This window comes from Hyphomonas sp. (assembly GCF_036964145.1).
Lineage (GTDB): Bacteria > Pseudomonadota > Alphaproteobacteria > Caulobacterales > Hyphomonadaceae > Hyphomonas.
In genome coordinates this window covers 581,749-601,862 of the sequence record NZ_JBALUC010000001.1, presented here as the reverse complement: position 1 = coordinate 601,862, position 20,114 = coordinate 581,749, and the positions used below count along the sequence as shown (strand labels likewise).

21 protein-coding genes are annotated in these 20,114 nt (G+C 62.7%); 7 read left to right on the top strand and 14 right to left on the bottom strand.

Annotated elements, in window-relative coordinates:
* Positions 1 to 67 precede the first annotated feature (67 nt).
* The 3 genes from V7660_RS02955 to V7660_RS02945 are packed head-to-tail and all read right to left on the bottom strand — an operon-like array spanning position 68 to position 2,828.
* Entirely contained in the window at positions 68 to 1,090 is a 1,023-nt protein-coding gene (locus V7660_RS02955; RefSeq protein ID WP_335601634.1) for a threonine aldolase family protein, read from the bottom strand.
* Positions 1,090 to 1,842, bottom strand: coding sequence for an SDR family oxidoreductase (locus V7660_RS02950; RefSeq protein ID WP_335601633.1), 753 nt, complete (start codon positions 1,840 to 1,842; stop codon positions 1,090 to 1,092). The genes V7660_RS02955 and V7660_RS02950 overlap by 1 nt, the downstream gene beginning before the upstream one ends.
* On the bottom strand, positions 1,839 to 2,828 hold the full coding sequence (locus V7660_RS02945) for a calcium/sodium antiporter (RefSeq protein ID WP_335601632.1): 990 nt from the start codon (positions 2,826 to 2,828) through the stop codon (positions 1,839 to 1,841). The genes V7660_RS02950 and V7660_RS02945 overlap by 4 nt, the downstream gene beginning before the upstream one ends.
* Before the next feature lie 261 nt (positions 2,829 to 3,089).
* Between V7660_RS02945 and V7660_RS02940 the strand changes: the two genes are divergently transcribed.
* Positions 3,090 to 3,563, top strand: a complete 474-nt coding sequence (locus V7660_RS02940) for an NUDIX domain-containing protein (RefSeq protein WP_335601631.1) — start codon at positions 3,090 to 3,092, stop codon at positions 3,561 to 3,563.
* A gap of 359 nt (positions 3,564 to 3,922) precedes the next feature.
* Here the strand turns inward: V7660_RS02940 and V7660_RS02935 are convergent, their stop codons facing one another.
* From V7660_RS02935 to V7660_RS02925, 3 genes are all read right to left on the bottom strand, one after another.
* Entirely contained in the window at positions 3,923 to 4,576 is a 654-nt protein-coding gene (locus V7660_RS02935; protein ID WP_335601630.1) for a CDP-alcohol phosphatidyltransferase family protein, read from the bottom strand.
* Positions 4,577 to 4,641: 65 nt separating this feature from the next.
* Positions 4,642 to 5,574, bottom strand: coding sequence for an Hsp33 family molecular chaperone HslO (locus V7660_RS02930; RefSeq protein WP_335601629.1), 933 nt, complete (start codon positions 5,572 to 5,574; stop codon positions 4,642 to 4,644).
* Between the two features lie 80 nt (positions 5,575 to 5,654).
* Complete coding sequence (locus V7660_RS02925) at positions 5,655 to 6,590, bottom strand: radical SAM protein (protein ID WP_442910019.1); 936 nt, start codon at positions 6,588 to 6,590, stop codon at positions 5,655 to 5,657.
* An 82-nt stretch (positions 6,591 to 6,672) separates the two neighbouring features.
* Here V7660_RS02925 and V7660_RS02920 point away from each other — a divergent pair, with 82 nt between their 5' ends.
* A complete protein-coding gene (locus tag V7660_RS02920) occupies positions 6,673 to 8,001 on the top strand; it encodes an MFS transporter (protein WP_335601627.1) in 1,329 nt (442 codons plus the stop codon).
* A gap of 1 nt (position 8,002) precedes the next feature.
* Here the strand turns inward: V7660_RS02920 and argF are convergent, their stop codons facing one another.
* Entirely contained in the window at positions 8,003 to 8,941 is a 939-nt protein-coding gene (argF, locus tag V7660_RS02915; protein ID WP_335601626.1) for an ornithine carbamoyltransferase, read from the bottom strand.
* A 190-nt stretch (positions 8,942 to 9,131) separates the two neighbouring features.
* On the opposite strand from argF, the gene V7660_RS02910 reads away from it, so the two are divergent.
* The gene (locus V7660_RS02910) at positions 9,132 to 9,323 is read left to right on the top strand and encodes a hypothetical protein (protein ID WP_335601625.1); all 192 of its coding nucleotides are present in this window, start codon (positions 9,132 to 9,134) and stop codon (positions 9,321 to 9,323) included.
* 179 nt (positions 9,324 to 9,502) lie between these two features.
* Positions 9,503 to 10,717, top strand: a complete 1,215-nt coding sequence (locus tag V7660_RS02905; protein ID WP_034810572.1) for a saccharopine dehydrogenase family protein — start codon at positions 9,503 to 9,505, stop codon at positions 10,715 to 10,717.
* Here V7660_RS02905 and V7660_RS02900 read toward each other — a convergent pair.
* Complete coding sequence (locus V7660_RS02900; RefSeq protein WP_335601624.1) at positions 10,714 to 11,259, bottom strand: GNAT family N-acetyltransferase; 546 nt, start codon at positions 11,257 to 11,259, stop codon at positions 10,714 to 10,716. The genes V7660_RS02905 and V7660_RS02900 overlap by 4 nt on opposite strands.
* Before the next feature lie 118 nt (positions 11,260 to 11,377).
* Between V7660_RS02900 and nspC the strand changes: the two genes are divergently transcribed.
* A complete protein-coding gene (gene nspC, locus V7660_RS02895) occupies positions 11,378 to 12,523 on the top strand; it encodes a carboxynorspermidine decarboxylase (RefSeq protein WP_335601623.1) in 1,146 nt (381 codons plus the stop codon).
* Between the two features lie 62 nt (positions 12,524 to 12,585).
* Positions 12,586 to 13,023, top strand: a complete 438-nt coding sequence (locus tag V7660_RS02890; protein WP_335601622.1) for a hypothetical protein — start codon at positions 12,586 to 12,588, stop codon at positions 13,021 to 13,023.
* Here V7660_RS02890 and V7660_RS02885 read toward each other — a convergent pair.
* A complete protein-coding gene (locus V7660_RS02885) occupies positions 13,020 to 13,862 on the bottom strand; it encodes a carbon-nitrogen hydrolase family protein (protein WP_335601621.1) in 843 nt (280 codons plus the stop codon). The genes V7660_RS02890 and V7660_RS02885 overlap by 4 nt on opposite strands.
* A gap of 18 nt (positions 13,863 to 13,880) precedes the next feature.
* Entirely contained in the window at positions 13,881 to 15,071 is a 1,191-nt protein-coding gene (locus tag V7660_RS02880; RefSeq protein WP_335601620.1) for an aspartate aminotransferase family protein, read from the bottom strand.
* Between the two features lie 161 nt (positions 15,072 to 15,232).
* On the opposite strand from V7660_RS02880, the gene V7660_RS02875 reads away from it, so the two are divergent.
* The gene (locus V7660_RS02875) at positions 15,233 to 15,604 is read left to right on the top strand and encodes a hypothetical protein (protein WP_335601619.1); all 372 of its coding nucleotides are present in this window, start codon (positions 15,233 to 15,235) and stop codon (positions 15,602 to 15,604) included.
* Positions 15,605 to 15,984: 380 nt separating this feature from the next.
* Here V7660_RS02875 and hisG read toward each other — a convergent pair whose 3' ends face one another.
* The 4 genes from hisG to V7660_RS02855 form a co-directional block, all read right to left on the bottom strand.
* Positions 15,985 to 16,719 carry an ATP phosphoribosyltransferase gene (hisG, locus tag V7660_RS02870; protein ID WP_290951522.1) on the bottom strand — a complete coding sequence of 245 codons (735 nt, stop codon included), beginning with the start codon at positions 16,717 to 16,719 and terminating at the stop codon, positions 15,985 to 15,987.
* A complete protein-coding gene (locus V7660_RS02865) occupies positions 16,716 to 17,846 on the bottom strand; it encodes an ATP phosphoribosyltransferase regulatory subunit (protein WP_335601617.1) in 1,131 nt (376 codons plus the stop codon). Before V7660_RS02865 ends, hisG begins: the two co-directional genes overlap by 4 nt.
* On the bottom strand, positions 17,843 to 19,327 hold the full coding sequence (gene hisS, locus V7660_RS02860; RefSeq protein ID WP_442910018.1) for a histidine--tRNA ligase: 1,485 nt from the start codon (positions 19,325 to 19,327) through the stop codon (positions 17,843 to 17,845). Before hisS ends, V7660_RS02865 begins: the two co-directional genes overlap by 4 nt.
* Before the next feature lie 262 nt (positions 19,328 to 19,589).
* Positions 19,590 to 20,063 carry a PaaI family thioesterase gene (locus V7660_RS02855; protein ID WP_335601615.1) on the bottom strand — a complete coding sequence of 158 codons (474 nt, stop codon included), beginning with the start codon at positions 20,061 to 20,063 and terminating at the stop codon, positions 19,590 to 19,592.
* Positions 20,064 to 20,114: the final 51 nt, after the last annotated feature.

Below are 20,114 nucleotides of genomic sequence, written 5' to 3'. Positions count from 1 at the left end.
TTCAATCGCCCCTTCTTTGCCGTGCGTCGCACGGCGCGTCCAGTTACCGGGGCAAAAAGGTTTGAAACTAGCTCTTCAGTGCGTCCAGAAAGGCATCGACCTCATCGGTCGTCGTCGCCCAGGAACAGACCAGCCGCTGGCTGCCGCCCATCCAGGGATAGAAGACCGCGCCAGCCGCACGCAGGGCTTTGGCCTGGGCATCGCTCAGCATCGCAAAGACTTCATTGCCCTGCGGCTCGAATGCCAGCTCGACGCCTTGCCCCTGCAGGCCATCGGCCATGCGCCGGGCCATCGCATTTGCGTGCGCGGCCAGCTCCAGCCAAAGCCCGCCTGCCAGCATCGCTTCGGCCTGCGCCGCCAGATAGCGCATCTTCGGCGGCATATGGCCGGAACGCTTGGCCCGCGCTTCCAGCTCACGCTTCTTTTCACGGGCCTTGCCGAACAGGAGGATGATCTCACAGCCCATCGCGCCGGTCTTGGTCAGGCCGAAGGTCAGCACATCGACGCCCGCCTGCCAGCTCATCTCGGCCGCGCTCGCGCCGGTCGCAACCAGCGCATTGCCCAGCCGCGCGCCATCCATATGAACCCTCAGACCCGCCGCATGCGCCTTCGCGGCGTAATCTGTAACTTCAGCCACGCTATAGGCCGTGCCATTCTCTGTGAGGTTAGTCAGCGACAGGACATGCGCCGGCGTTTCGTGCACGAAATCATGATTGATGCGCGCCAAAGCCTCGTCCAGTTGCGCCGCGCCAATCTTGCCATCCGGGCCGCGCAAGAGCTGTAGCTTGCCGCCCCCCGAGAAGAATTCCGGCGCGCCGCGCTCATCCACGGCAATGTGCGCTCCGGCATGGCAGAGCACAGCGCCGGTCGGTGGGCAGAAGCAGGACAGCGCCAGCGCATTCGATGCGGTGCCGGACGCAGTCAGCCAATAATCGAAATCCTCCGTCCCGAACACATCAGCCAGATGCGTCCGCAGACGGCGTGTAATCGCATCATTCCCATAGCTCGCCTCCAGCCCGGTATTTGCGGCAAGCACGGCTTCCAGCACTTTCGGATGCGCCGGGGCGGATGTGTCAGAGGAGAAATTCATCAGGTCTGTGTGTCCGGGGTCTGCCACATCAGATGCTGGCCGCCATCGCTGGCGATCATCTGACCGGTCACACTGCTGGCGGACACGAGATAGCGCAGCGCCTTGACGATCTCGTCCGGGCTGGAGCCTTCCTGCGTCAGCGTTGCGCGCTTTTCGGCGGCAAACTCGTCTTCGCTCTGATGCTTCGACCGCAGCGTCGGACCGGGCCCGATGCCATTGACACGAATGTCCGGCGCCAATGCCTGGGCCAGTGTTTGCGTTGCCTGCCAGAGCGCGGCCTTGGACAGCGTGTAGGTGAAGAAGTTCGGCGTCAGCTTCCAGACGCGCTGGTCGATCATGTTCACGACCAGACCCTTCTCCCCTTTCGGCAGAGCATCCGCGAATGCCTGGGCCAGATGCACCGGCGCGCGGAGATTGGCAGTCATGTGCGTGTCCCAGCTCGCACGGGTATGGCTGGTAACGCTGTCCTCTTCGAAGACGGAGGCGGAATTGACCAGCAAGGTCACCGGCTGGCCGATTTTCTCGGCGGCATGCAGGATCAGATCGCCCGTCGCAGCCTCGTCCGACAGATCGGCCTGCAGCGTGATCGCCTCGCCGCCTGCCGCGCGAATGGCTTCGGCGGTCTCTTCAGCGCCGTCTGCGGAGGAATTGTAATGCACGATGACCAACCAGCCATCTGCGCCCAGCGCTTCGGCCATGGCCCGGCCCAGCCGCGCACCGGCGCCGGTGACGAGCGCCGCGCCCGGCCTCATGCCGGAGCGGTCTGGAACAGGCCGAGCAGATTGAACCCGTTCACCAGTCCGTAGATGTAGACGGCATAGATTAGCAGCATCAGTATCCCCATCATGCGGCCCAGCCGCGCGCGGGTCAGAATGAACCCGCCGATCAGCAGCGCGGCAAAGGCCATGACCCAATGGTCATAATGGGTGAAAGTCGGCGCAATCTCAATCGGCCCGAAGAGCGAGATGATGCCGCCCGCGCCGAGAATGTTGAACACGTTGGAGCCGAGGACATTGCCGATGGCGACTTCGCCATGCCGGCGCAGGGCCGCGGCCACGGCCGCGCCGATCTCCGGCAGCGATGTGCCGATCGCCAGCAGGGTCAGGCCGATCCATTCCTGCGGCACACCATAGAATTCCGCGATGCCGACACCGCCGGCAATGATCAGATGCGCGCCCAGAACCAGGCCGCCAATGCCGAGCACGATATAGGCGAGCGAGCGCGGCAGGCTCAGCTTCGGCGCCTCTTCCAGCTCGACGCCCGGATCTTCGCCCGTCGCCACCGCCTTGCGGGCCATGTAGAAAGTGATCACGCAATAGGCGACGAGGATGGCGAGGAAGAGAATGCCGCCCAGCGTGTTGAGCGGTCCCAGCCCGGTCAGCACGATCCACACCGCCGTGGCAACCAGCATCGCCGTCAGCGCGCGGCCCTGTCCGTGACCCCCGGCCACGAAGGGCATGATCAGCGCCGGGATGCCCAGCACGAGGAAGATGTTCGCAATGTTGGAGCCGACAATATTGCCGAGCGCGAGACCGGCCCGGTCTTCCAGCGCCGCATTCAGCGACACCACCATTTCGGGCGCCGACGTGCCGAACCCGACAATGAAGATACCGGCGATGAGAGGGGAGACGCCAAGGCGCCGGGCCACGGCGACTGCGCCGTTTACAAGGAAGTCCCCCGCAAACGCCATAATGACAAGCCCCCCGATCAGGGCGGCGATCAGGGTTAGTTCAGGCATTCGCCGGGCTCGCTTCTAGTCGAGTCGCTTGTATTCAATGAAATTCAGGATGCCGAACACGACCACAATGGCGGCAATGGCAATCAGAGAAGGATGGATCATGAGGCCGTCTCGCTGTTGTTTTCTTGAGCATTTCCACGCTTTGCACAGCTCATAGCGCGCGTTGCACGGCTTGGCGAGCCTCAAACGACAGGAAGTTTGACGTCAATTTGCGGAAATTTTCAGATTGAACGCCCACCTCTCGCCACGTTAGGAGGCAGCATGCCTTCCCTCAGAACCCGGCTTTTCCACGCCTATGCCCGCCTGCGCCGACCCATGACTTTGGGCGTGCGCGGCCTTGTCGAGAATTCGGACGGCCAGATCCTGCTGGTCCGGCATACCTACATCTCCGGCTGGCACATGCCCGGCGGCGGTGTGGAGCGGGGCGAGCCCTGCATCGAGTCGCTCCGCCGGGAAGTGGAGGAAGAAGGCGGGATCCTGCTGAACGGGACTCCGAGCCTGGTCGGCATGTTTTCAAACCACACCTCATTTCCGAATGACCATGTCCTCCTTTACCATGTGCCTGCTCAGATCTGGACGCAGGGCAAGGCGACGGCGGTGGCAGAGATTGCCGAAACCCGCTGGTGCGCACCACACAATGTGCCCGAAGGCACCACGCAAGGCACCCGGCTGAGGCTGGAGGAATTCTATCGGAATGCGCCGCCTACCCCCTACTGGTCAGGCAATACAGGCTAGGCTCAAGCGCCTGCCATCGCCAGGAAAGCCGGCAGGCAGAGGAACAGCAGCGCGGCCAGCGCAACGATGACCAGACGGGTCGAGGAGGAGGTTCGCGATCTCATTCTCCCCTTCTCGCCAGACATTGAGTCCCAATGCAGGCCGTTTGCCGGAGAGTTCGTGAAATTGCTGCCGCATTGATGCCGCAAGTTTTAACGGAACCTTTGTCATGCCGGGCGATTGTGACTGGGTGGTGGGGAATGAGAGCAGACAGGTCCCATCACGTCAAAAGCCCTTCCGGGCGCAGGTTGCCCCTCATCCTGCGCGCGGAAACTGAAATGCGGAACGCTGGCTCTGCCCCTTGGGGCCAGCGTTCTTTTTCAGTCGGTTGTCTTGCCCGCCGCCCTCATGTACTGGCCCGCCGTCCACCAGGACAGCGCCGCCGCCGTCCAGAGCAGGCCCACCACGGCAACAATCGCAACAATCGCCATCACCGACGATCCGGCAGAGACGTCTCCCCCGGCATCCGGCCGCAGCACGGCCAGCGGCAGCATCAGGCCGATAATCGCGGCCATCTCGAAACCGGTCTTCCATTTCGCCAGATTGGACGGGACAATCGCCGAGCGCCCCCGCGGCGTCGCGCGGAACCAGGTCATGAACACGTCGCGTCCAATGATCATCGCTGCCGGCACATAGATCAGCCAGGTCTGGAATTTCAGCGCCAGACCCAGCAGGGCCGCCGCGATCAGCAGCTTGTCGGCAATCGGGTCCAGCCAGACCCCGAACCGGCTGTGCGCGTCCAGCTTGCGGGCCAGCCAGCCATCCAGAAAATCCGTGATCGCCCCGGCCAGGAAAGCAAGGAAGGCAAACTGGAACCAGAGCTGTTGCAGCGTGATCCGCCGCGACATGTCTTCAGCGTCAAATCCTGTGAGCGTGAGATCCAGATTCATCGCCTGCCAGAAACCGACCAGCACAAATCCGGCAAAGACACAGCGGGCGATGGTCAATGCATTGGGGAGCCATTTGAAAGTCATGGCTGTCACCTGTGCCAGCGCCCGCCCGTGGGGGCAATCACGAAACTGTGGAGGCCTGACGCCGCCTAGTTTGTGTTGCCGGTCACATCCTCGATGGCAATATCGTAATGACGATTGCAGAACTGGCAGTCGATGCCGAGCGTGCCATCCTCTTCGGTCATGTCCCGCAAGGATTCGTCCGGCATCTGTTTCAGCGTCTCGACCAGCCGGTCCTGATTACAGGTACAGCGATCATCCAGCGCCTGCGGCGTTTCCATCGTCACGCCCTGCTCATGGAACAGGCGATACAGCAATTGCTCCATAGACAGGTCGGCATCGGCCAGCTCGCCATCGGTCAGCGTGGCAAACAGGGCCTCGGCCTCGCGCCAGGGCTCCTCGGTCTCGCCGCGCGCTTCATCGGCTGCAATCCGCTGCACCATCATGCCGCCAGACACCCAGATGGGATGGCCGTCCTTGCGGTCCAGCTCGGCGACCGACAGTTTGAGACGCGTCGGCACCTGTTCGGACATTTCGAAATAATCCTCTGCGCACTCGCTCAGAGACCCTTTCGCAAGCGGCACGATGCCCTGATAGGGCTGGATCGCCGGATTGTCCTGAATGATGATCAGGGCCAGCCGCCCGCTCGGGCCGAACAATTGCGGCATGTGCGGGGCCGCGCCCTTGTTCACCTTGTCGAGATGCGCCCAGGCTTCGGCGTCGAATTTGGCATAGCCGCGTACACCGCCATCGGAGCGGTACTCGCCGACCAGCATGGACACAGGGCCATCGCCTTCGGCCTGTACCAGAAGGCGGCCTTCGAATTTCAGCGACGCCCCGACCAGAGCAGCCAGCGTCACGGCTTCGCCGAGAATGCGCGCCAGATTTGTCGGGTAATCATGCCGCTGCAGGATGCCCGACAGGCTGCCCTCGCCCATACGCACAGCCCGCCCACGAATGGGGCGATCCACGATCTGGAAATTCGTGACAAAGTCGGTGACGGCGTAGGCGGCGTCGGTCATGGAAGGATACCTCGAATTAGGTGCCCCATGTGGCAGTGCCCCGGGCCTATCGCAAGAGGGCGGCCTGCCAGTCGAAAGGATCAGGCCGAACAGCTGCCGCCGCCGAGCACGCAGAAGCTGGCGCACCAGGGATGGTTCAGTTTGACTGGTTTGGCGGTCGCTTCGGCGAGCGTGGTGCCCAGTTCAAACGCAGGATCATCCACCAGCAATGTGCACGCCGTCACAGTCGCCCTGCCCGCGCCCTTGCGGCGGATCACCATGCGCTGGTTGGCGCACATGATATCGTCAGGTGATTTGTTCAGGATGCCCCAGCAGGCGGTGGTGATCTCCGGCGGGTCATCGCGGGCGATCATTTCCGGGAACAGGACGAGGTGCTTCGTATTGGCGGGATCGATCGACAGGCCGAGCGTGCTGGCGAGTGCGCCATAGGCTGCGCGGGCCGCCGCCTCGTCCTCGGTGAGCGCCTGACGCCCGGCAAGCGCCACCCGTACGCTGCGTTCACCCAGCCATTTCAGGCCTTTGCAGGCCTCTTCAAAGGCGCCTTCTCCGCGTTCGGCGTCATGAATGGCCGGATCATGGGAATCCAGCGAGACGCGCAGCACCATCCGGTCGCCATACTGCGCGGCCAGCCGCTCCAGACCCTGCTGGAGGCGGGGCCGCATCATCGGGCGCATCGCATTGGTCAGCAGCAGCAGGCTGTGCCCGGCGGACAGCACATCTTCCATGATGCCCAATATCTCCGGGCACATGAAGGGTTCGCCGCCCGTGATGCCGATCTCAATAGGCTGGTCGATCTCCTCAAGGAACGGGCGGACATCGGCGCGCGTCAGATAGACCAGCCGGTCATTGCGCGGCGAGCTTTCGATGTAGCAATTCGCGCACTCGATGTTGCACAGCGTTCCCGTATTCAGCCACAGCGTCTTCAGCCCGGTCCAGCCGACGCTGGCGCGGGTCTCGCCCTTTGCCGTGACGTCGGGATCGGAGAATTTGGTCGGGGCGTAATCACTATCGGCCATACATCTACGTGTAGCGCGTTCGGACGCCGCTTCCAGCGCTTTTGCAGCAGCACACCCGAACGTGAAGATTGCCGTCCCCGCCATGAGCGCTAGTTTGGCCGCCATGTCTGAAAGCACGCAGCAGAAAGTGTTCGAAATGCTCACCTCCGGCGATGAGGGCCGGGTGTGCAAGGACATTCCAGACAGCGCCTGCCGGGACGAAGCCGGAAATTTCTCTACCCATGTGGCCAGCCTCTCGACCAGCAAGATTTCCGATGGCCTGATCGATCCCAAGCTCGTGCTGAGCTGGCTGCTGACGACCCTCGGCGCGCCGACCTGGCTGATCGGCCTGCTCGTGCCGGTGCGCGAAGCGGGCGCCCTGTTGCCGCAACTCTTCACCGCCGCCGCACTGCGCCGCCTGCCCCAGCGCAAATGGGCGTGGTCGGTCGGCTCCGCCATTCAGGGCCTTTCGGCCGCCAGCATGGGGCTCGCGGCCTTTTTCCTTGAGGGGAAGCTGGCGGGCTATGCGATCCTTGCCGCACTGGCGGTGCTGGCGCTCGCCCGGTCTGTCTGTTCGGTGACTTACAAGGACGTGCTCGGCAAGACGGTGTCCAAATCCCGGCGCGGCACGGCGACCGGCACGGCCAGCACGGTCGGGGCGGCGGCCGTCCTGATCTATGGCGCACTGCTCAGTATTGGCTGGATCGACCGGATGAACCTTGTCATTGGCGGCCTGCTGCTGGCGGGCGGGCTCTGGATGACCGGCGCAGCGCTGTTCACCACGCTGCAAGAGGAACCGGGCGCAACCGAAGGCGGGGGCAATCCGATCCAGTCTTTCCGAGACAATTTCACATTGCTGGCAGACGACACGCAATTGCGCCGTTTCATCCTGACCCGCGGCCTGCTGATCTCGACCGCCCTCGCCCCACCCTTCATGGTTGCGCTCGGCACCAATACCGACGAGGCCGGCCAGATGTTTGGCGGGCTGGGCCTGCTCGTCATCGCATCTGCGGGCGCGGGCCTGCTCAGCTCCTATGTCTGGGGCCGGCTCGCAGACCGGTCGAGCCGGAAAGTGCTGATCCTGACAGCGGCGGCTGCGACCCTCGCCCTGCTCGCCACGCTTGGCCTCAATGCGGCAGGCGTGTTGCAGGATGTCTGGGCCCTGCCGCTGGTTCTGTTCGTGCTGATGATTGCCTATCAGGGCGTCCGGCTTGGCCGCTCCACGCATCTCGTCGATATGGCCAGCCAGGAAAACCGCACGGCCTATACCGCCCTCTCCAACACGATCATCGGCACACTGCTCATCCTCGGCGGCGGGTTCAGCGTGGTGGCCGAACTGGCGGGCGAAGCGGCCGTGATCGGCCTGCTCGCCCTGATGAGCGCGCTCGCCATCCCGGTCGCCTTCGGACTTGAGGAAGTGCAGGCAGACTAGCCTATTTGCCGAGGCACCAGCGCAGGATGGCCTTCTGGGCGTGCAGGCGGTTTTCGGCTTCGTCGAAGACGAGGCTTTGCGGCCCGTCGATGACTTCGGCGTCAACCTCCTCGCCCCGGTGGGCTGGCAGGCAATGGAGGAATTTCGCGCCGGGGCCGGCAATATCCATCAGGTCCAGCGTCACGGCATAGGGCTCCAGGATTTCGAGGCGGCGTTCGGCATCGGCATCGCCCATCGAGACGAACGTGTCCGCGATCACGACATCGGCGCCAGCCACGGCTTCCTCGGCGGTGTCATAGAGATCAATCCGCCCCTGCAGGTCGCGGGCAATCTCGATGTCTTCATCATCGGGCGCAAACCGGGGCGGTGTGCCGACGGCCAGGGAGAAGCCGAATTTGGGCGCGGCATGGATCAGGCTGGCGCAGACATTGTTGCCATCGCCGACCCAGGCGAGCCGCGCGCCTTCCAGGGTCAGGCCATGCTCTTCCAGGGTCTGGAGGTCCGCCATGATCTGGCAGGGATGCGACCGGTCCGTCAGGCCATTGATGACCGGCACGGTGGCGTGCTGGACAAAGGTCTCAACATCGGAATGATCATTGGCGCGGATCATCACCGCATCGACAAAGCGCGACAGGACGCGCGCGGTGTCTTCCACCGTTTCACCCCGTCCCAGTTGCAGGTCATTCGATGTCGCCGTGATCGACGAGCCACCCAGCTGGCGCATCGCCATGTCGAAGGAAAACCGCGTCCGGGTCGAGGATTTCTCGAAGATCATTGCCAGCGTGTGACCCTCCAGCGGCGCGCCGGTATCCACCCGTCCCTTGGGCCAGCCGGCACGGGCCTTCTTCATCGCATGGGCCATATCCAGAATCTCGCGCAGTTCGGCGGATTCCAGATGCCAGAGGTCGATGAAATGGCGCGGGGCGGTTGAGCTTGTCATCCGGAGATACTCCTGGCGGGCGGGAAAGCGGGGCAGATAGCCTGTTTTCGACAATTATTCCAGTGAGGACAGGGGATTCCACCCTCTGGGAGCAATCATGGACAAATAATAATTGAGAATGACTTGCAAGAGCATATTGGATGTGAAATACAAGTTTTGAGAACGAGTCGCAAAATTGATGGAGCGTCCCATGTGCCTGCCGATCGACGATACCGCCATGCTGTGCTGGCTCAAGAACCAGAGAGCGGTTCTGGAAGCCTGGCGGAATGAACTGACCTGCCGACCGGAAACGACTGACACGATGATCAACCGCGTGGAACAGCACTACAACTGGCTGAGCGAGGAAATCTCCCGCCTTGATGCGCCCCGCCGCGCCGCATGACACAGGTTTGCCGCAACGCAGGGCGAGGTCTTGCCCACCTCGTTTCCTCCCATTTGCTCACCTGCGTTGCGGCAATTCCCTCCTGAAGTTCGCCCGCATATCCGGACTGGCGAAGGTTGGCTGATTGCCCTATGTCACGGGCAGATCAGTGCCCATCCAGCCAGGGAGCTTCATCACTCATGGACAATGTTCTCATCATCGGTGCCGGTGCCGCCGGATCCGTCGTCGCGCAGAAATGCGCCATGGACCGCGACACGTTCAAGCATATCCATCTCGCCTCGCGCCGGCTGGAAAGCTGCGAGAAGGTCGCCAAGCTCTGCAAGACGCCGATCGAGATCAGCCAGGTCGATGCCGACAATGTCGCCGAGGTTGTCGCGCTCATCAACAAGGTGAAGCCGGACCTGCTGATCAACATGGCCCTGCCTTATCAGGATTTGCCGATCATGGATGCCTGCTTGGAAACAGGTTGCAACTATATGGATACGGCGAACTACGAGCCGCGCGATGTCGCGAAGTTCGAATATTCCTGGCAGTGGGCCTATCAGGACAAGTTCAAGGACAAGGGCATCACGGCCATTCTCGGCTGCGGCTTCGATCCGGGCGTGACGAACATCTATTGCGCCTATGCGCAGGAATTCCTGTTCGACGAGATCGAATATATCGACATCGTGGACTGCAATGCCGGCGATCATGGCAAGACCTTCGCCACGAACTTCAACCCGGAGATCAATCTCCGTGAAGTGACCCAGGACGGCAAATACTGGAAAGACGGCGAGTGGGTGGAAATCCCTGCCCTGTCGATCAAGACGATGATCGACTATCCGGAAGTCGGCCCGAAAGCTTCCTACCTGATCTATCACGAGGAAGAGGAAAGCCTGGTCAAGCACATCAAGGGCCTGAAACAGATCCGTTTCTGGATGACCTTTGGCGAGGCCTATATCAAGCACCTCGAAGTGTTCAAATCGATTGGCCTGATCGGCCTCGAACCGATCAAGCACAAGGGCATGGACATCATCCCGATGGAGTTCCTGAAGGACCTCCTGCCCGTCCCGTCATCCCTGGCTGAAGGCTATACCGGCAAGACCAGCATTGGCGTGATCGTGCGGGGCACGAAGGACGGCCAGCCGCAGGCGAAGATGATCTACAACGTGTCCGATCATGCCAAGACCAATGAAGAGGTCTCCGCGCAGGCCGTGTCCTATACGACCGGCGTGCCGCCCGTTTCAGGCGCGGCGATGTTCTTCCGCGGGGAATGGTCCGGCCACGGCGTATTCAATGTCGAGCAATTCCCGGCCAAGCCCTTCCTCGAAGACGTCGCCAAGCGCGGCCTGCCCTGGCACGTTATCGACGTCGATGGCGGCGATCAGGAAGACCTGTTCGCGGTCGAGACCTAGGCCAGCTCTTTCCGCATGCGCAGGATCGGCACGATGGTGCCATCCTCGCTGGGCCTGGAGAGGTCTTCGACCAGCCGGTAGCCGCACGCCTCATAGAGCGGCACGCCGGGCGCGGTGGAGCCCATCTCCATGGCCGAGAACCCTTCGGCCCGCGCGGCGGCTTCGCTGGCGTCCAGCAACATGCGGCCAATGCCGCGCCGGACGAAATCCGGATGAGTATACATGGCGCGGATCTTGGCGGGCTCGGTCTTGGGGTCCGCCGGGGAATCGTCCCGGCCGGCGGTCGTGTTGCCGCCATAAAGCGTGCGCCGCCGCGACCAGCCCCCGCATCCGGCCAGCGCGTCACCCTCGAAGACGAGGAAATAGGTGCCGTCGGACACCAGCAATGTATCAACGCCCATGCTCTCACTGGAGCGCTCGACCTGTTTTGCATCAAGGAAGTGTGGCAAGAGTCGCGCCATGGACTCCGCCATCAGCGCCTCAATCGCCGGAATGTCGTCCAGCGTGGCGACTCGCATATGCAGGTGAGATGTTACCGTCATTCGGCCCGCATCCTATCTGCGCTGCACGCCCGGCAAAAGCCGGAACGTGCGCGCCGCTAATAATGTTCGCTCAAGGCCCGTTGATGAGGCATAAGCGGGCACCCAAGGACCAGACACCATGACCCCACCCGCCCTGCCCGACCATATCCCGACGCCCGTCTTCGTGCTGGACGCGGCGCGCCTGCGCGCAAATCTGGAAACGGCCCAGCGCGTGCGCGAGGCGGCCGGGTGCAAGATCTTGCTGGCGACCAAGGCCTTCTCCCTTCCGGCGGCCTTCCCGTTGATGACCGACTATCTGGACGGCACCACAGCCAGCGGCGAACAGGAAGCCATCATGGGCCATGAGAGCTTCGGCAAGGAAGTGCATGTCTATTCGCCGGCCTATACCGAGGCCGAAGTGCGCCGCCTGACAGAGGTGGCCGAGCACATCTATTTCAACTCCCTCGAACAGCTTGAACGCTTTGGCGACATTGCGCGCGATGGCGGCGCCAAGATCGGCCTGCGCGTCAATCCCGGCTATTCCAATGCAACCTTGGGCGGCGACCTCTACAATCCGTGCGCACCAGGCAGCCGGTTTGGCGAAGTGCCGTCAAAGCTCGACCAGGTTGACTGGTCCGGCATCGACATCTTCCACGTTCACGCCCTGTGCGAGAGTCTGCACGAGGGCTCGGTCGGCCTGATCGAATTCGTCGCCGACAATTTCGGCCAGTATATCGAGCAGGTGAACACGGTGAATTTCGGCGGTGGCCATTTCCTGAACAAGGAAGGCTATGACGTCGATGCGCTGATCGCGGCCATCAAGGCATTCAAGGCGCGCTTTGGCGTGGAGGTCGTACTGGAGCCGGGCGCGGGCCTCGTCGTGAACACGGGCGAGCTGTATGCGACCGTGCTGGCGCTGCACTGGAACGAGGTCGATCTCGCCATCCTTGATGCGTCCGCCTCAACCCATATGCCGGACGTGCTGGAAGTGCCCTATCGGCCTGACGTGATCGGCGCCGGCCAGCCCGGCCAGAAGGCGCACACCTATCGCTTCGGCGGCAAGACCTGCATGACGGGCGACGTGATCGGGGAATACTCCTTCGACGCCCCGCTGAAGCCCGGCGACACAATCATCTTCACCGACCAGATGCATTATTCCTTCGTCAAGACGAACACTTTCAACGGCACGCCGCTGGCGAATCTGGCCGTGCGCTGGGAAGACGGCATCATCGAGAGCCTGTCCGATTTCGGCTATGAGGAATTCCGCCGGCGCCTGGGGCGCTGATCAACATCCTCTTGACGCATCCGGCGCCCCCGCGCACCCTTGCGCCAAGGGGGATATTGGCCATGTTGGAACAATGGACAATCCAAAACTGGCTACAATTGGGCGGCCTGTTAACGACGCTGTTCGGATTTCTGCTCGTTCTGATTCAAATCAGGAGGCTGGGGCAATCCGTTCGGGCTTCCGCTCATGCGGCAATCTATGCGCAGGCATCCGATTTCAGAAGCCATCTGGTAAAACATCCGGAACTGCGGCGATACCTGTTCGATGGCATAGAGATCAGAGAGAACCACCCCGACTATCAACGCGTTGTCACGCTGGCTGAGCTATTGCTCAACTATCTCGAACACCTTTCCATCGAGAAGTCGAACTTTGCAAACCATGACGGGAATGCATGGCGCACCTTCATCAAGCAGGCGCTTGACGCCTGTCCTGTTGCAAAGGAGCGGCTGGCAGAAAACTCTGTCGCTTACTCCCCTCACCTTTTGGCTGCCATTGACTAGTCTGCACCCTCGCCGATCGATGAAATAGACTGATCATTCCCGAGCGAGGGGATGCGGCGCCGCGCTTTCGCCACAGCGTCCAGATCCAGATCGGCAAGGATCACACCGGGCTCATCGTCCGCCTTCTCCGCCAGCACCTCGCCCCAGGGGGAGACGATCAGGGAGTGGCCGAAGGTCTCGCGGCCGTCTTCATGCTGGCCGCCCTGCGCAGGGGCGATGACAAAGCTGCCGGTCTCGATGGCGCGCGCCCGAACGAGGACATGCCAATGCGCCTCGCCTGTCACGCGCGTGAACGCCGCAGGGATGGTCAGGATACCTGCGCCCGCCTGCGCAAGCTTGCGATAGAGATGCGGGAAGCGGACATCATAGCAGATCGTCATCCCCAGCTTGCCGAACTCAGTCTCCGCCAGCACGGCGCGCTCGCCTGGCCGGTAGGCCCGGCTTTCGCGATAGCTCTGCCCGTCCCCCACTTCGACATCGAACATGTGGATCTTGTCATAGCGGGCCCGGACGCTGCCATCCGGCGCGACCAGGACAGACCGATTGGCCAGCCGGTCCTCGCCTTCGAGAGTCACGGCAATCGAGCCGACCAGCACCCAGATGCCAAGCTCGGTCGCCAGCGCGCGCATCGCGGCGAGCGTCTGGTCATCTGCCTCCGGAACGATCTTTGGACGCGCCTTGCCGGGTCGTATGTCCAGCAGGTTCGTCATTTCGGGAGTCGCAACCAGCTGCGCGCCCTGCCCCGCCGCGTCTCGGATCAGGTCGGAGGCCACCGCGATGTTCGGGGCGATCTCCACACCAGACCGCATCTGGACACAGGCAACACGAAGATGGGTCATGGCCGTGGCCTCGCCGGATCAGGCTGGCTCCCATTCTGACAGCGCAGCGTCAATGATGCCGGTGGCTTCGCGGACATTTTCGTCCGTGATGACCAGAGGCGGTGCGAGACGCAGCACATTCGCCCCCGCCACACCAACCAGGAGGTTCTTGTCACGGCAAACGCCTTGCAGGCTTTTCGGATCGGACTTCATCTTGAGGCCGGTGAGCAGGCCCTTTCCCGTCACCGAGTCGACCTTGTCCGGATGGCTGTCGGCGAGGCTTTTCAGGCCCTGCGCCAGCGTGCCGGAGACCCGGCGCACTTCAGCCAGGAAGTCTTCGCTGGAGATAATGTCCCAGACGACATTGCCGACCGCCATGGCGAGTGGGTTGCCGCCATAGGTCGAGCCGTGGCTGCCAGGCTGCATATGCTCACCAACTGCTTCGGTCGTCAGGCACGCGCCGAACGGGAAGCCGCCGCCAATCCCCTTGGCCGAGCACAGGATATCCGGCACAGCGCCGTCAACCCATTCGTGGGCGAACAGTTTGCCCGTCCGGCCCATGCCGCACTGGACTTCATCATAGATCAGCAGGATGCCCTGCTCGTCGCACAGATCGCGCATCCGCTTGAGCTGGTCGTCCGGCAGTGCGCGGACACCGCCCTCGCCTTGCACCGGCTCGATGAAGATCGCCGCGGCCGTCGGCTCTGCGGCGGCCTTTTCCACCGCGTCCATGTCACCCCATTCGAGATGGACGAAGCCGGGAAGTTTCGGGCCGAAACCTTCAAGATATTTCGGATTGCCGCCGGCATTGATTGCGCCGAGCGAGCGCCCGTGAAACGCTCCGGTAAAGGTGATGATGTCGATGCGCGCTTCATTGCCATTCGCCCAGTGGTATTTGCGGGCGGACTTGATGGCGCATTCGACAGCTTCGGTGCCGGAATTGGTGAAAAAGACGCGGTCGGCAAACGTGTCACGGCAGATCTTGTCGGACAGTTCTTCGGCGCCGCGCACGCGGAACATGTTGGAGGTGTGCCACAGCTTGCCAGCCTGCTCCTGTAGGGCTTCGACCATGGCGGGATGGGCGTGGCCCAGCGCATTCACGGCGATGCCGGCGATGAAATCGAGATATCGTGTGCCGTCCTCGGTGAAGAGGCAGACGCCTTCCCCTTTCTCGAAAACCTGCTCTGGCGGCCGGTAGACCGGCATGATGTGCTGGCGCGGATCGCTCATGATAACTCCTTGCGTGCGCAAAATCCTGTTAGCCAACGCTTGGCCGCGCCGATGGGCGAAGTCAACTCACGGGCTGGTGCACAGCCGGATCAAACCATGACAGGGCGCGCGGAGTAGGATAGTGTTTCAACCACAGGACGTTAAACCTTTCCGAGGATGCCATGAAGAAAGCCGTATTGCTTGTGTCCCTGCTGCCTTGTTTTGCCGTTGGCGCAGCGGCCGAGTCCCCCGATGTCCAAGAGGCTGAAATGGCCGCGCCAGGGGATGCCCGCGTGGTCGTGCTGGAAAAATCCGGCCCCGTCGTCACCGAGTTGAAAGCAAATAGGCCAGATATGTCACCCAACACACTGAGACAATCCGGTGGGCTCAAGCCAACCGACCCGGTGATGCGCGAGGGGGATGCTTTGGTGCGGGAGCCTCTGGTGGCCCGGCTGGGGATCGATACGGGGGGAATTGTCCGGACAGAACCGATACCCGTGAATCGCATTGTGCCAGTTGAAGTGATCCCCGCGCCGGCGGAAGACGTCGAATAGTTCGGACCTTCTTCTACCAAACCCCGATCAGCTATTTTTCCTTCCGGCAGGCACCGCTCACGCCGGCGCAGCCAAACCTGCCGTGGATTAGCTTCCCTAATCCGCAGTATGAAAAATATTTAATCGAAAAACGATAATTATGATTGACGTTTATCGATAATCCCTTATTGATAATCAGGAAGCCAAGACGGACCGGGGTGATGTCCAAAACGCCCCCTACCTCACCTGAGCCGTCGCTCCGGACCGTCCTGGTGGACCTGAATTTTCTCGGAAATGAAAAAAGGCGCGGAGAGCTTCCACCAGCTTCCGCGCCTTCCACCGTTTGCAGCGTTTCCTCCCAGAAACTTGCCGTGTCATATGGCCGCGCTTTAATGCATGTGTCAAGATTGTGAATTCAAATTTTTCAATATGAGCAATTCTTCAATATTTGCTGCACCGCCCAATACTGACAGGGACTTCAGCGCGGCCGGGCTCCAGGAGGAATTTGCAGAGACCGCCAGAACGGCCTCGCTTTTCAATATTATTCCATCTGAAACAATTTTGAGCCCGTTCGCCTTCAGCGTCGCGCCGGTCGAGGTGATGTCGACAATCACGTCTGCCGCGCCGGTTGCCGGGGCAGCTTCGGTTGCGCCCGCGCTTTCGACCAGCCGGTATTCGCCGACAGATTTCGCCGCAAAGAAGCGCCGTGTGAGCCGCATATACTTGGTGGCCACCCTCAGGCGCCGATGATGCGCCTTACGGAACGCGGCCCCGGCCGCTTCCAGATCGGACATCGTGTCGACATCAATCCAGGCTTGCGGCACCGCGACGATCACGTCTGCCCCGCCGAAGCCGAGCCGTTCCAGCACGTGGAAATCCTCCGGGCCGGTCGGCGCGAGGTCTTGCAACAAATCCTCACCGGTCACGCCCGCATGAATGCTCCCCTCGATCAGGCCCTGCGCAATCTCGCGTGCGGACAGGAGTCGCATGTCGACTTCGCCCAGGCCCGAGATCTCGGCCTGGTAGCCGCGTTCGCCGCCAATCTGGCGCACTTCGAAGCCGCGAGCCTTGAGCCAGTCCTCGGACTTTTCCTTCAGCCGTCCCTTGGACGGAATTGCGAGTGACAGGACGCTCATGCCGCCTCTCCTTTTGCACGCAGGATGCGATCCGGCCGCACGACGCCGCCAATGCCGGAGGCCGAGGCCTTGGACCGGGACAGGCCCTCGATCAGGCCATCATAGCGACCGCCGGAGGCGAGCGGCTGGCGGGACGTCAGATTTTCGCCAAATGTCTCGAAGACAAAGCCATCATAATAGGTGAACCGGCGGCCAAAGCCGGATCGGAACCTCGCCTCGCTGGCAATTCCCGGCACTGCCGACAGGATTGCGTCCATCCGGCGCGCAACCCGTTCGATTACGGAGGACATGGCGTCCAGCCCATGCTTGTCACGGATGGTGGCCAGCACGTCGGCCGCCTCCCCTGCCGGGCAGTTCACACCGGCAAGGTCAGACAGCGCTGCCCGCGCCGCTTCCGGCACACCACCTGCGGCATGGACGGCCGCCTTGCCGCGCAGACCCGCGACGATTTCGGCAACGCTGCGTGTACCGATCATTGGAATGCCGCGGTCTGACAGGACGTTCAGAAACGCGTCTTCCGCCGTCTTCGCGCCGCCTGCCTCCAGAACGGGCTGAAGGTCTGACGCCGGCGGTTGAGGCGCAGCGTCGAGCAATTCACTGACGCCGCCCTCCTGCCGGAAGGCCCGCTTCAACAGGTCGGTCGTGATGCGGGCAAGGCCGAGCGCGTCCACAAAGGCCGGGAAGATCGACAGGTCGCCCATCTCCGTCGCGGTCGGCGTCACATCACAGGCGGCCACCGCTTCGCGCACCAGCGCAAAGGCTTCCGCGTCCGCATCTGCGCCGCTGTCCTTGCCGAACCATTCAAAGCCGACCTGGGTGAACTCCATCGGGTCGCCTACAGAGGCCGGCAGGCGGAAGGCGCGCGCGGCATAAGTGTAGGCCTTGGCCCCGTCTCCCCCTGCAGCGCGCCGGTCTGCCTCCTGCCCCGCCACCGGCAGGGTGAGGTCCGGCCGCATGACCATCTCATTGCCGCGATGGTCGGAGAACACGCAGAGGCGCGCGCGCACCGCTTCGCCGGAGAGCTCCAGAGGGATATCGGACGGCAGGATATAGGCCGGGTCTACCGGCTCGGCCCCGGTCGCCTCGAACACGCCGCGCGCCGCCGCGACGAGTGTATCATGGGTCATTTCTGGGCCTCGACAATCTTGCGGATCGCCTCGACCATTTCAGCGCGGGGCACTTCAAACTGACCCGGACGGGCTTCGCGGTATTCCTCGTTCGACTTGATGGACTTCGCTTTCAGCGCGCCCATTTCCAGATCCTTGATGGTGACGGTGCCCTTGGCCAGTTCGTCCTCACCCACCATGATGGCTGCAGGTGACGAGCGCCGGTCAGCATATTTCATCTGGGGCCGCATGCCGGACGCGCCCATATAGGCCTCGGCCCGGATGCCGGCCCGGCGCAGCTCGGTGGCGATCTGCAGGGCGATGGTCGGGTCTTCCTTGTCGAAGTTCAGCACCACGACCGGACCGTCCAGCGTTTCTGTCTCGCCCATGATCTGCATCGCCGCCGCGAGGCGCGAAATGCCGATGGAGAAGCCGGTCGCGGGAACGGTCTCGCCGGTGAAGCGCGCGACAAGGTCATCATAGCGCCCGCCGCCGCCGATGGAGCCGATGCGATAGGTCTTGCCGTCTTCGCCGGTCACTTCGCGGAGAAGTTCGGCCTCATAGACCGGGCCGGTATAGTATTCGAGCCCGCGCACAACGGACGGATCGATCACGACGTCGCCTTCCGGCGCGCCGAGCGCTTCAAGCGCCCTGGCGATGGCTTCCAGTTCAGCAAGGCCTGCCTTGCCCTCTTCGGTGTCACCCGTCGCCTTGGCGAGATTGGCAAGCGTTTCGGCCCGTGTCCCGGCCCCTGCCTGAGCAAAGGCGAGCACGCGGCTCACTTCCGACGCGCCAAGCCCGGCCCCTTTTGTGTAGTCACCGCTCTCGTCCATACGGCCCGCGCCGAGCAGGTCGGCAACGCCCTCGGCGCCAAGGCGGTCCAGCTTGTCGAGTGCCCGCAGGATCGCGAGGCGCGTGTCCGAACTGGAGGCGCCCACACCGTCCAGCACGCCATTCAGCAGGCGGCGCGTGTTCACCCGGATCACGAACTCGCCCGGCGCCATGCCAACCGCACGGAGCGCCTCGGCGCCCATCGCGATCATCTCGGCGTCAGCATGATAGCCCGGAGCCCCCACCGTGTCGGCATCGCACTGCCAGAATTCGCGGAAGCGGCCGGGGCCCGGCTTTTCATTACGCCAGACCGGTCCGGCGGCATAGCGGCGGAACGGCTTGCCCAGAGACTGGCCAGCCTCGGCCACGAACCGGGCGAGCGGCGCCGTCAGGTCATAGCGCAGCGCCATCCATTGTTCGTCGTCATCCTGAATGGCGAAGACACCGGCATTCGGCCGGTCATCATCGGGCAGGAACTTGCCGAGCGCGTCGGCATATTCGAATGCGCTGGTTTCCAACGCCTCGAAGCCCCATTGGCGATAGACGCCGGTGATCGTCTCGACCAGTCCGGCCTGGGCATGGATCAGGCTCTCGCGCTTGTCCGGAAAGCCGCGCGGCTTGCGGGCAAGATCCTTGCCGGTGAGGGGCGGTGTGTCCTTGTCGCTCATGATCGTCTCAGGTCCTGGTTGCCGACGCGCTCCGCATAGACGGAGACGCATAGATTGGAAAGGCAACACGTCGGCGCAGCGCGGACCTGGCGCGGCCTGCCTCATCTGGTCTGGTTCGGAAGAATGAACACTTTCAGGAGGCGCAGCCGGACCGGTTCGCGCCTCGTCGGCGCGTCACGAATGATGGTGATGGTGGTGCAGTGCGATGTTCATTGCGTCGCCGGATACGCAGCTGCCCGGCCGGAGTCAACCATTGGCGAAGCCGTCAGGCGTCCGGGCTGGCGCGCTTGAACGGCTTCTGCTGGCCGTCGCGGCGCTCAATCACCTTGAAGATGCCGGTGCCGCGCATCAGCAATTTGTCGCCTGTCCAGATGCGGCCTTCGACTGTGAAGATGTCATCCTGACGACCGACCACTTCTGCCTTGCCTTCGACAAAGCTGCCCATCGACGCGCCGGAAAGGAAGTCGCACATCAGGCGGACCGTCACCCACCATGTGTCCTCATCCTTTTCGACCGCAGCGCCCCAGGCCATGTCGGCAAACGTCATCATCATGCCGCCATGCGCATTCATCATGCCATTGGTATGGTATTCCTCGACCCGGAAGGCGCGCGTCAGGCCGGTCTCGTCCCGTTTTTCGAAAAGGGGGCCTATCTGACGGCCAAAGCCGCGATGCCACGGCAGGATGGAATAGCCCTCGGGCGTGTCGAAAGTCTGGTTTCTGGTAAGATCGTCGCTCATGGAAACCGGATTAGCGCCTCCGGCCGGAGAGTGCCAGAGGCGAGATTGTCT

Excerpts from the sequence above, each read along its gene's own strand:
- V7660_RS02955 (WP_335601634.1), bottom strand. The coding sequence starts at position 1,090 with ATGAATTTCTCCTCTGACACATCCGCCCCGGCGCATCCGAAAGTGCTG.
- V7660_RS02950 (WP_335601633.1), bottom strand. The coding sequence starts at position 1,842 with ATGAGGCCGGGCGCGGCGCTCGTCACCGGCGCCGGTGCGCGGCTGGGC.
- V7660_RS02945 (WP_335601632.1), bottom strand. The coding sequence starts at position 2,828 with ATGCCTGAACTAACCCTGATCGCCGCCCTGATCGGGGGGCTTGTCATT.
- V7660_RS02940 (WP_335601631.1), top strand. The coding sequence starts at position 3,090 with ATGCCTTCCCTCAGAACCCGGCTTTTCCACGCCTATGCCCGCCTGCGC.
- V7660_RS02935 (WP_335601630.1), bottom strand. The coding sequence starts at position 4,576 with ATGACTTTCAAATGGCTCCCCAATGCATTGACCATCGCCCGCTGTGTC.
- V7660_RS02930 (WP_335601629.1), bottom strand. The coding sequence starts at position 5,574 with ATGACCGACGCCGCCTACGCCGTCACCGACTTTGTCACGAATTTCCAG.
- V7660_RS02925 (WP_442910019.1), bottom strand. The coding sequence starts at position 6,590 with ATGGCCGATAGTGATTACGCCCCGACCAAATTCTCCGATCCCGACGTC.
- V7660_RS02920 (WP_335601627.1), top strand. The coding sequence starts at position 6,673 with ATGAGCGCTAGTTTGGCCGCCATGTCTGAAAGCACGCAGCAGAAAGTG.
- argF (WP_335601626.1), bottom strand. The coding sequence starts at position 8,941 with ATGACAAGCTCAACCGCCCCGCGCCATTTCATCGACCTCTGGCATCTG.
- V7660_RS02910 (WP_335601625.1), top strand. The coding sequence starts at position 9,132 with ATGTGCCTGCCGATCGACGATACCGCCATGCTGTGCTGGCTCAAGAAC.
- V7660_RS02905 (WP_034810572.1), top strand. The coding sequence starts at position 9,503 with ATGGACAATGTTCTCATCATCGGTGCCGGTGCCGCCGGATCCGTCGTC.
- V7660_RS02900 (WP_335601624.1), bottom strand. The coding sequence starts at position 11,259 with ATGACGGTAACATCTCACCTGCATATGCGAGTCGCCACGCTGGACGAC.
- nspC (WP_335601623.1), top strand. The coding sequence starts at position 11,378 with ATGACCCCACCCGCCCTGCCCGACCATATCCCGACGCCCGTCTTCGTG.
- V7660_RS02890 (WP_335601622.1), top strand. The coding sequence starts at position 12,586 with ATGTTGGAACAATGGACAATCCAAAACTGGCTACAATTGGGCGGCCTG.
- V7660_RS02885 (WP_335601621.1), bottom strand. The coding sequence starts at position 13,862 with ATGACCCATCTTCGTGTTGCCTGTGTCCAGATGCGGTCTGGTGTGGAG.
- V7660_RS02880 (WP_335601620.1), bottom strand. The coding sequence starts at position 15,071 with ATGAGCGATCCGCGCCAGCACATCATGCCGGTCTACCGGCCGCCAGAG.
- V7660_RS02875 (WP_335601619.1), top strand. The coding sequence starts at position 15,233 with ATGAAGAAAGCCGTATTGCTTGTGTCCCTGCTGCCTTGTTTTGCCGTT.
- hisG (WP_290951522.1), bottom strand. The coding sequence starts at position 16,719 with ATGAGCGTCCTGTCACTCGCAATTCCGTCCAAGGGACGGCTGAAGGAA.
- V7660_RS02865 (WP_335601617.1), bottom strand. The coding sequence starts at position 17,846 with ATGACCCATGATACACTCGTCGCGGCGGCGCGCGGCGTGTTCGAGGCG.
- V7660_RS02855 (WP_335601615.1), bottom strand. The coding sequence starts at position 20,063 with ATGAGCGACGATCTTACCAGAAACCAGACTTTCGACACGCCCGAGGGC.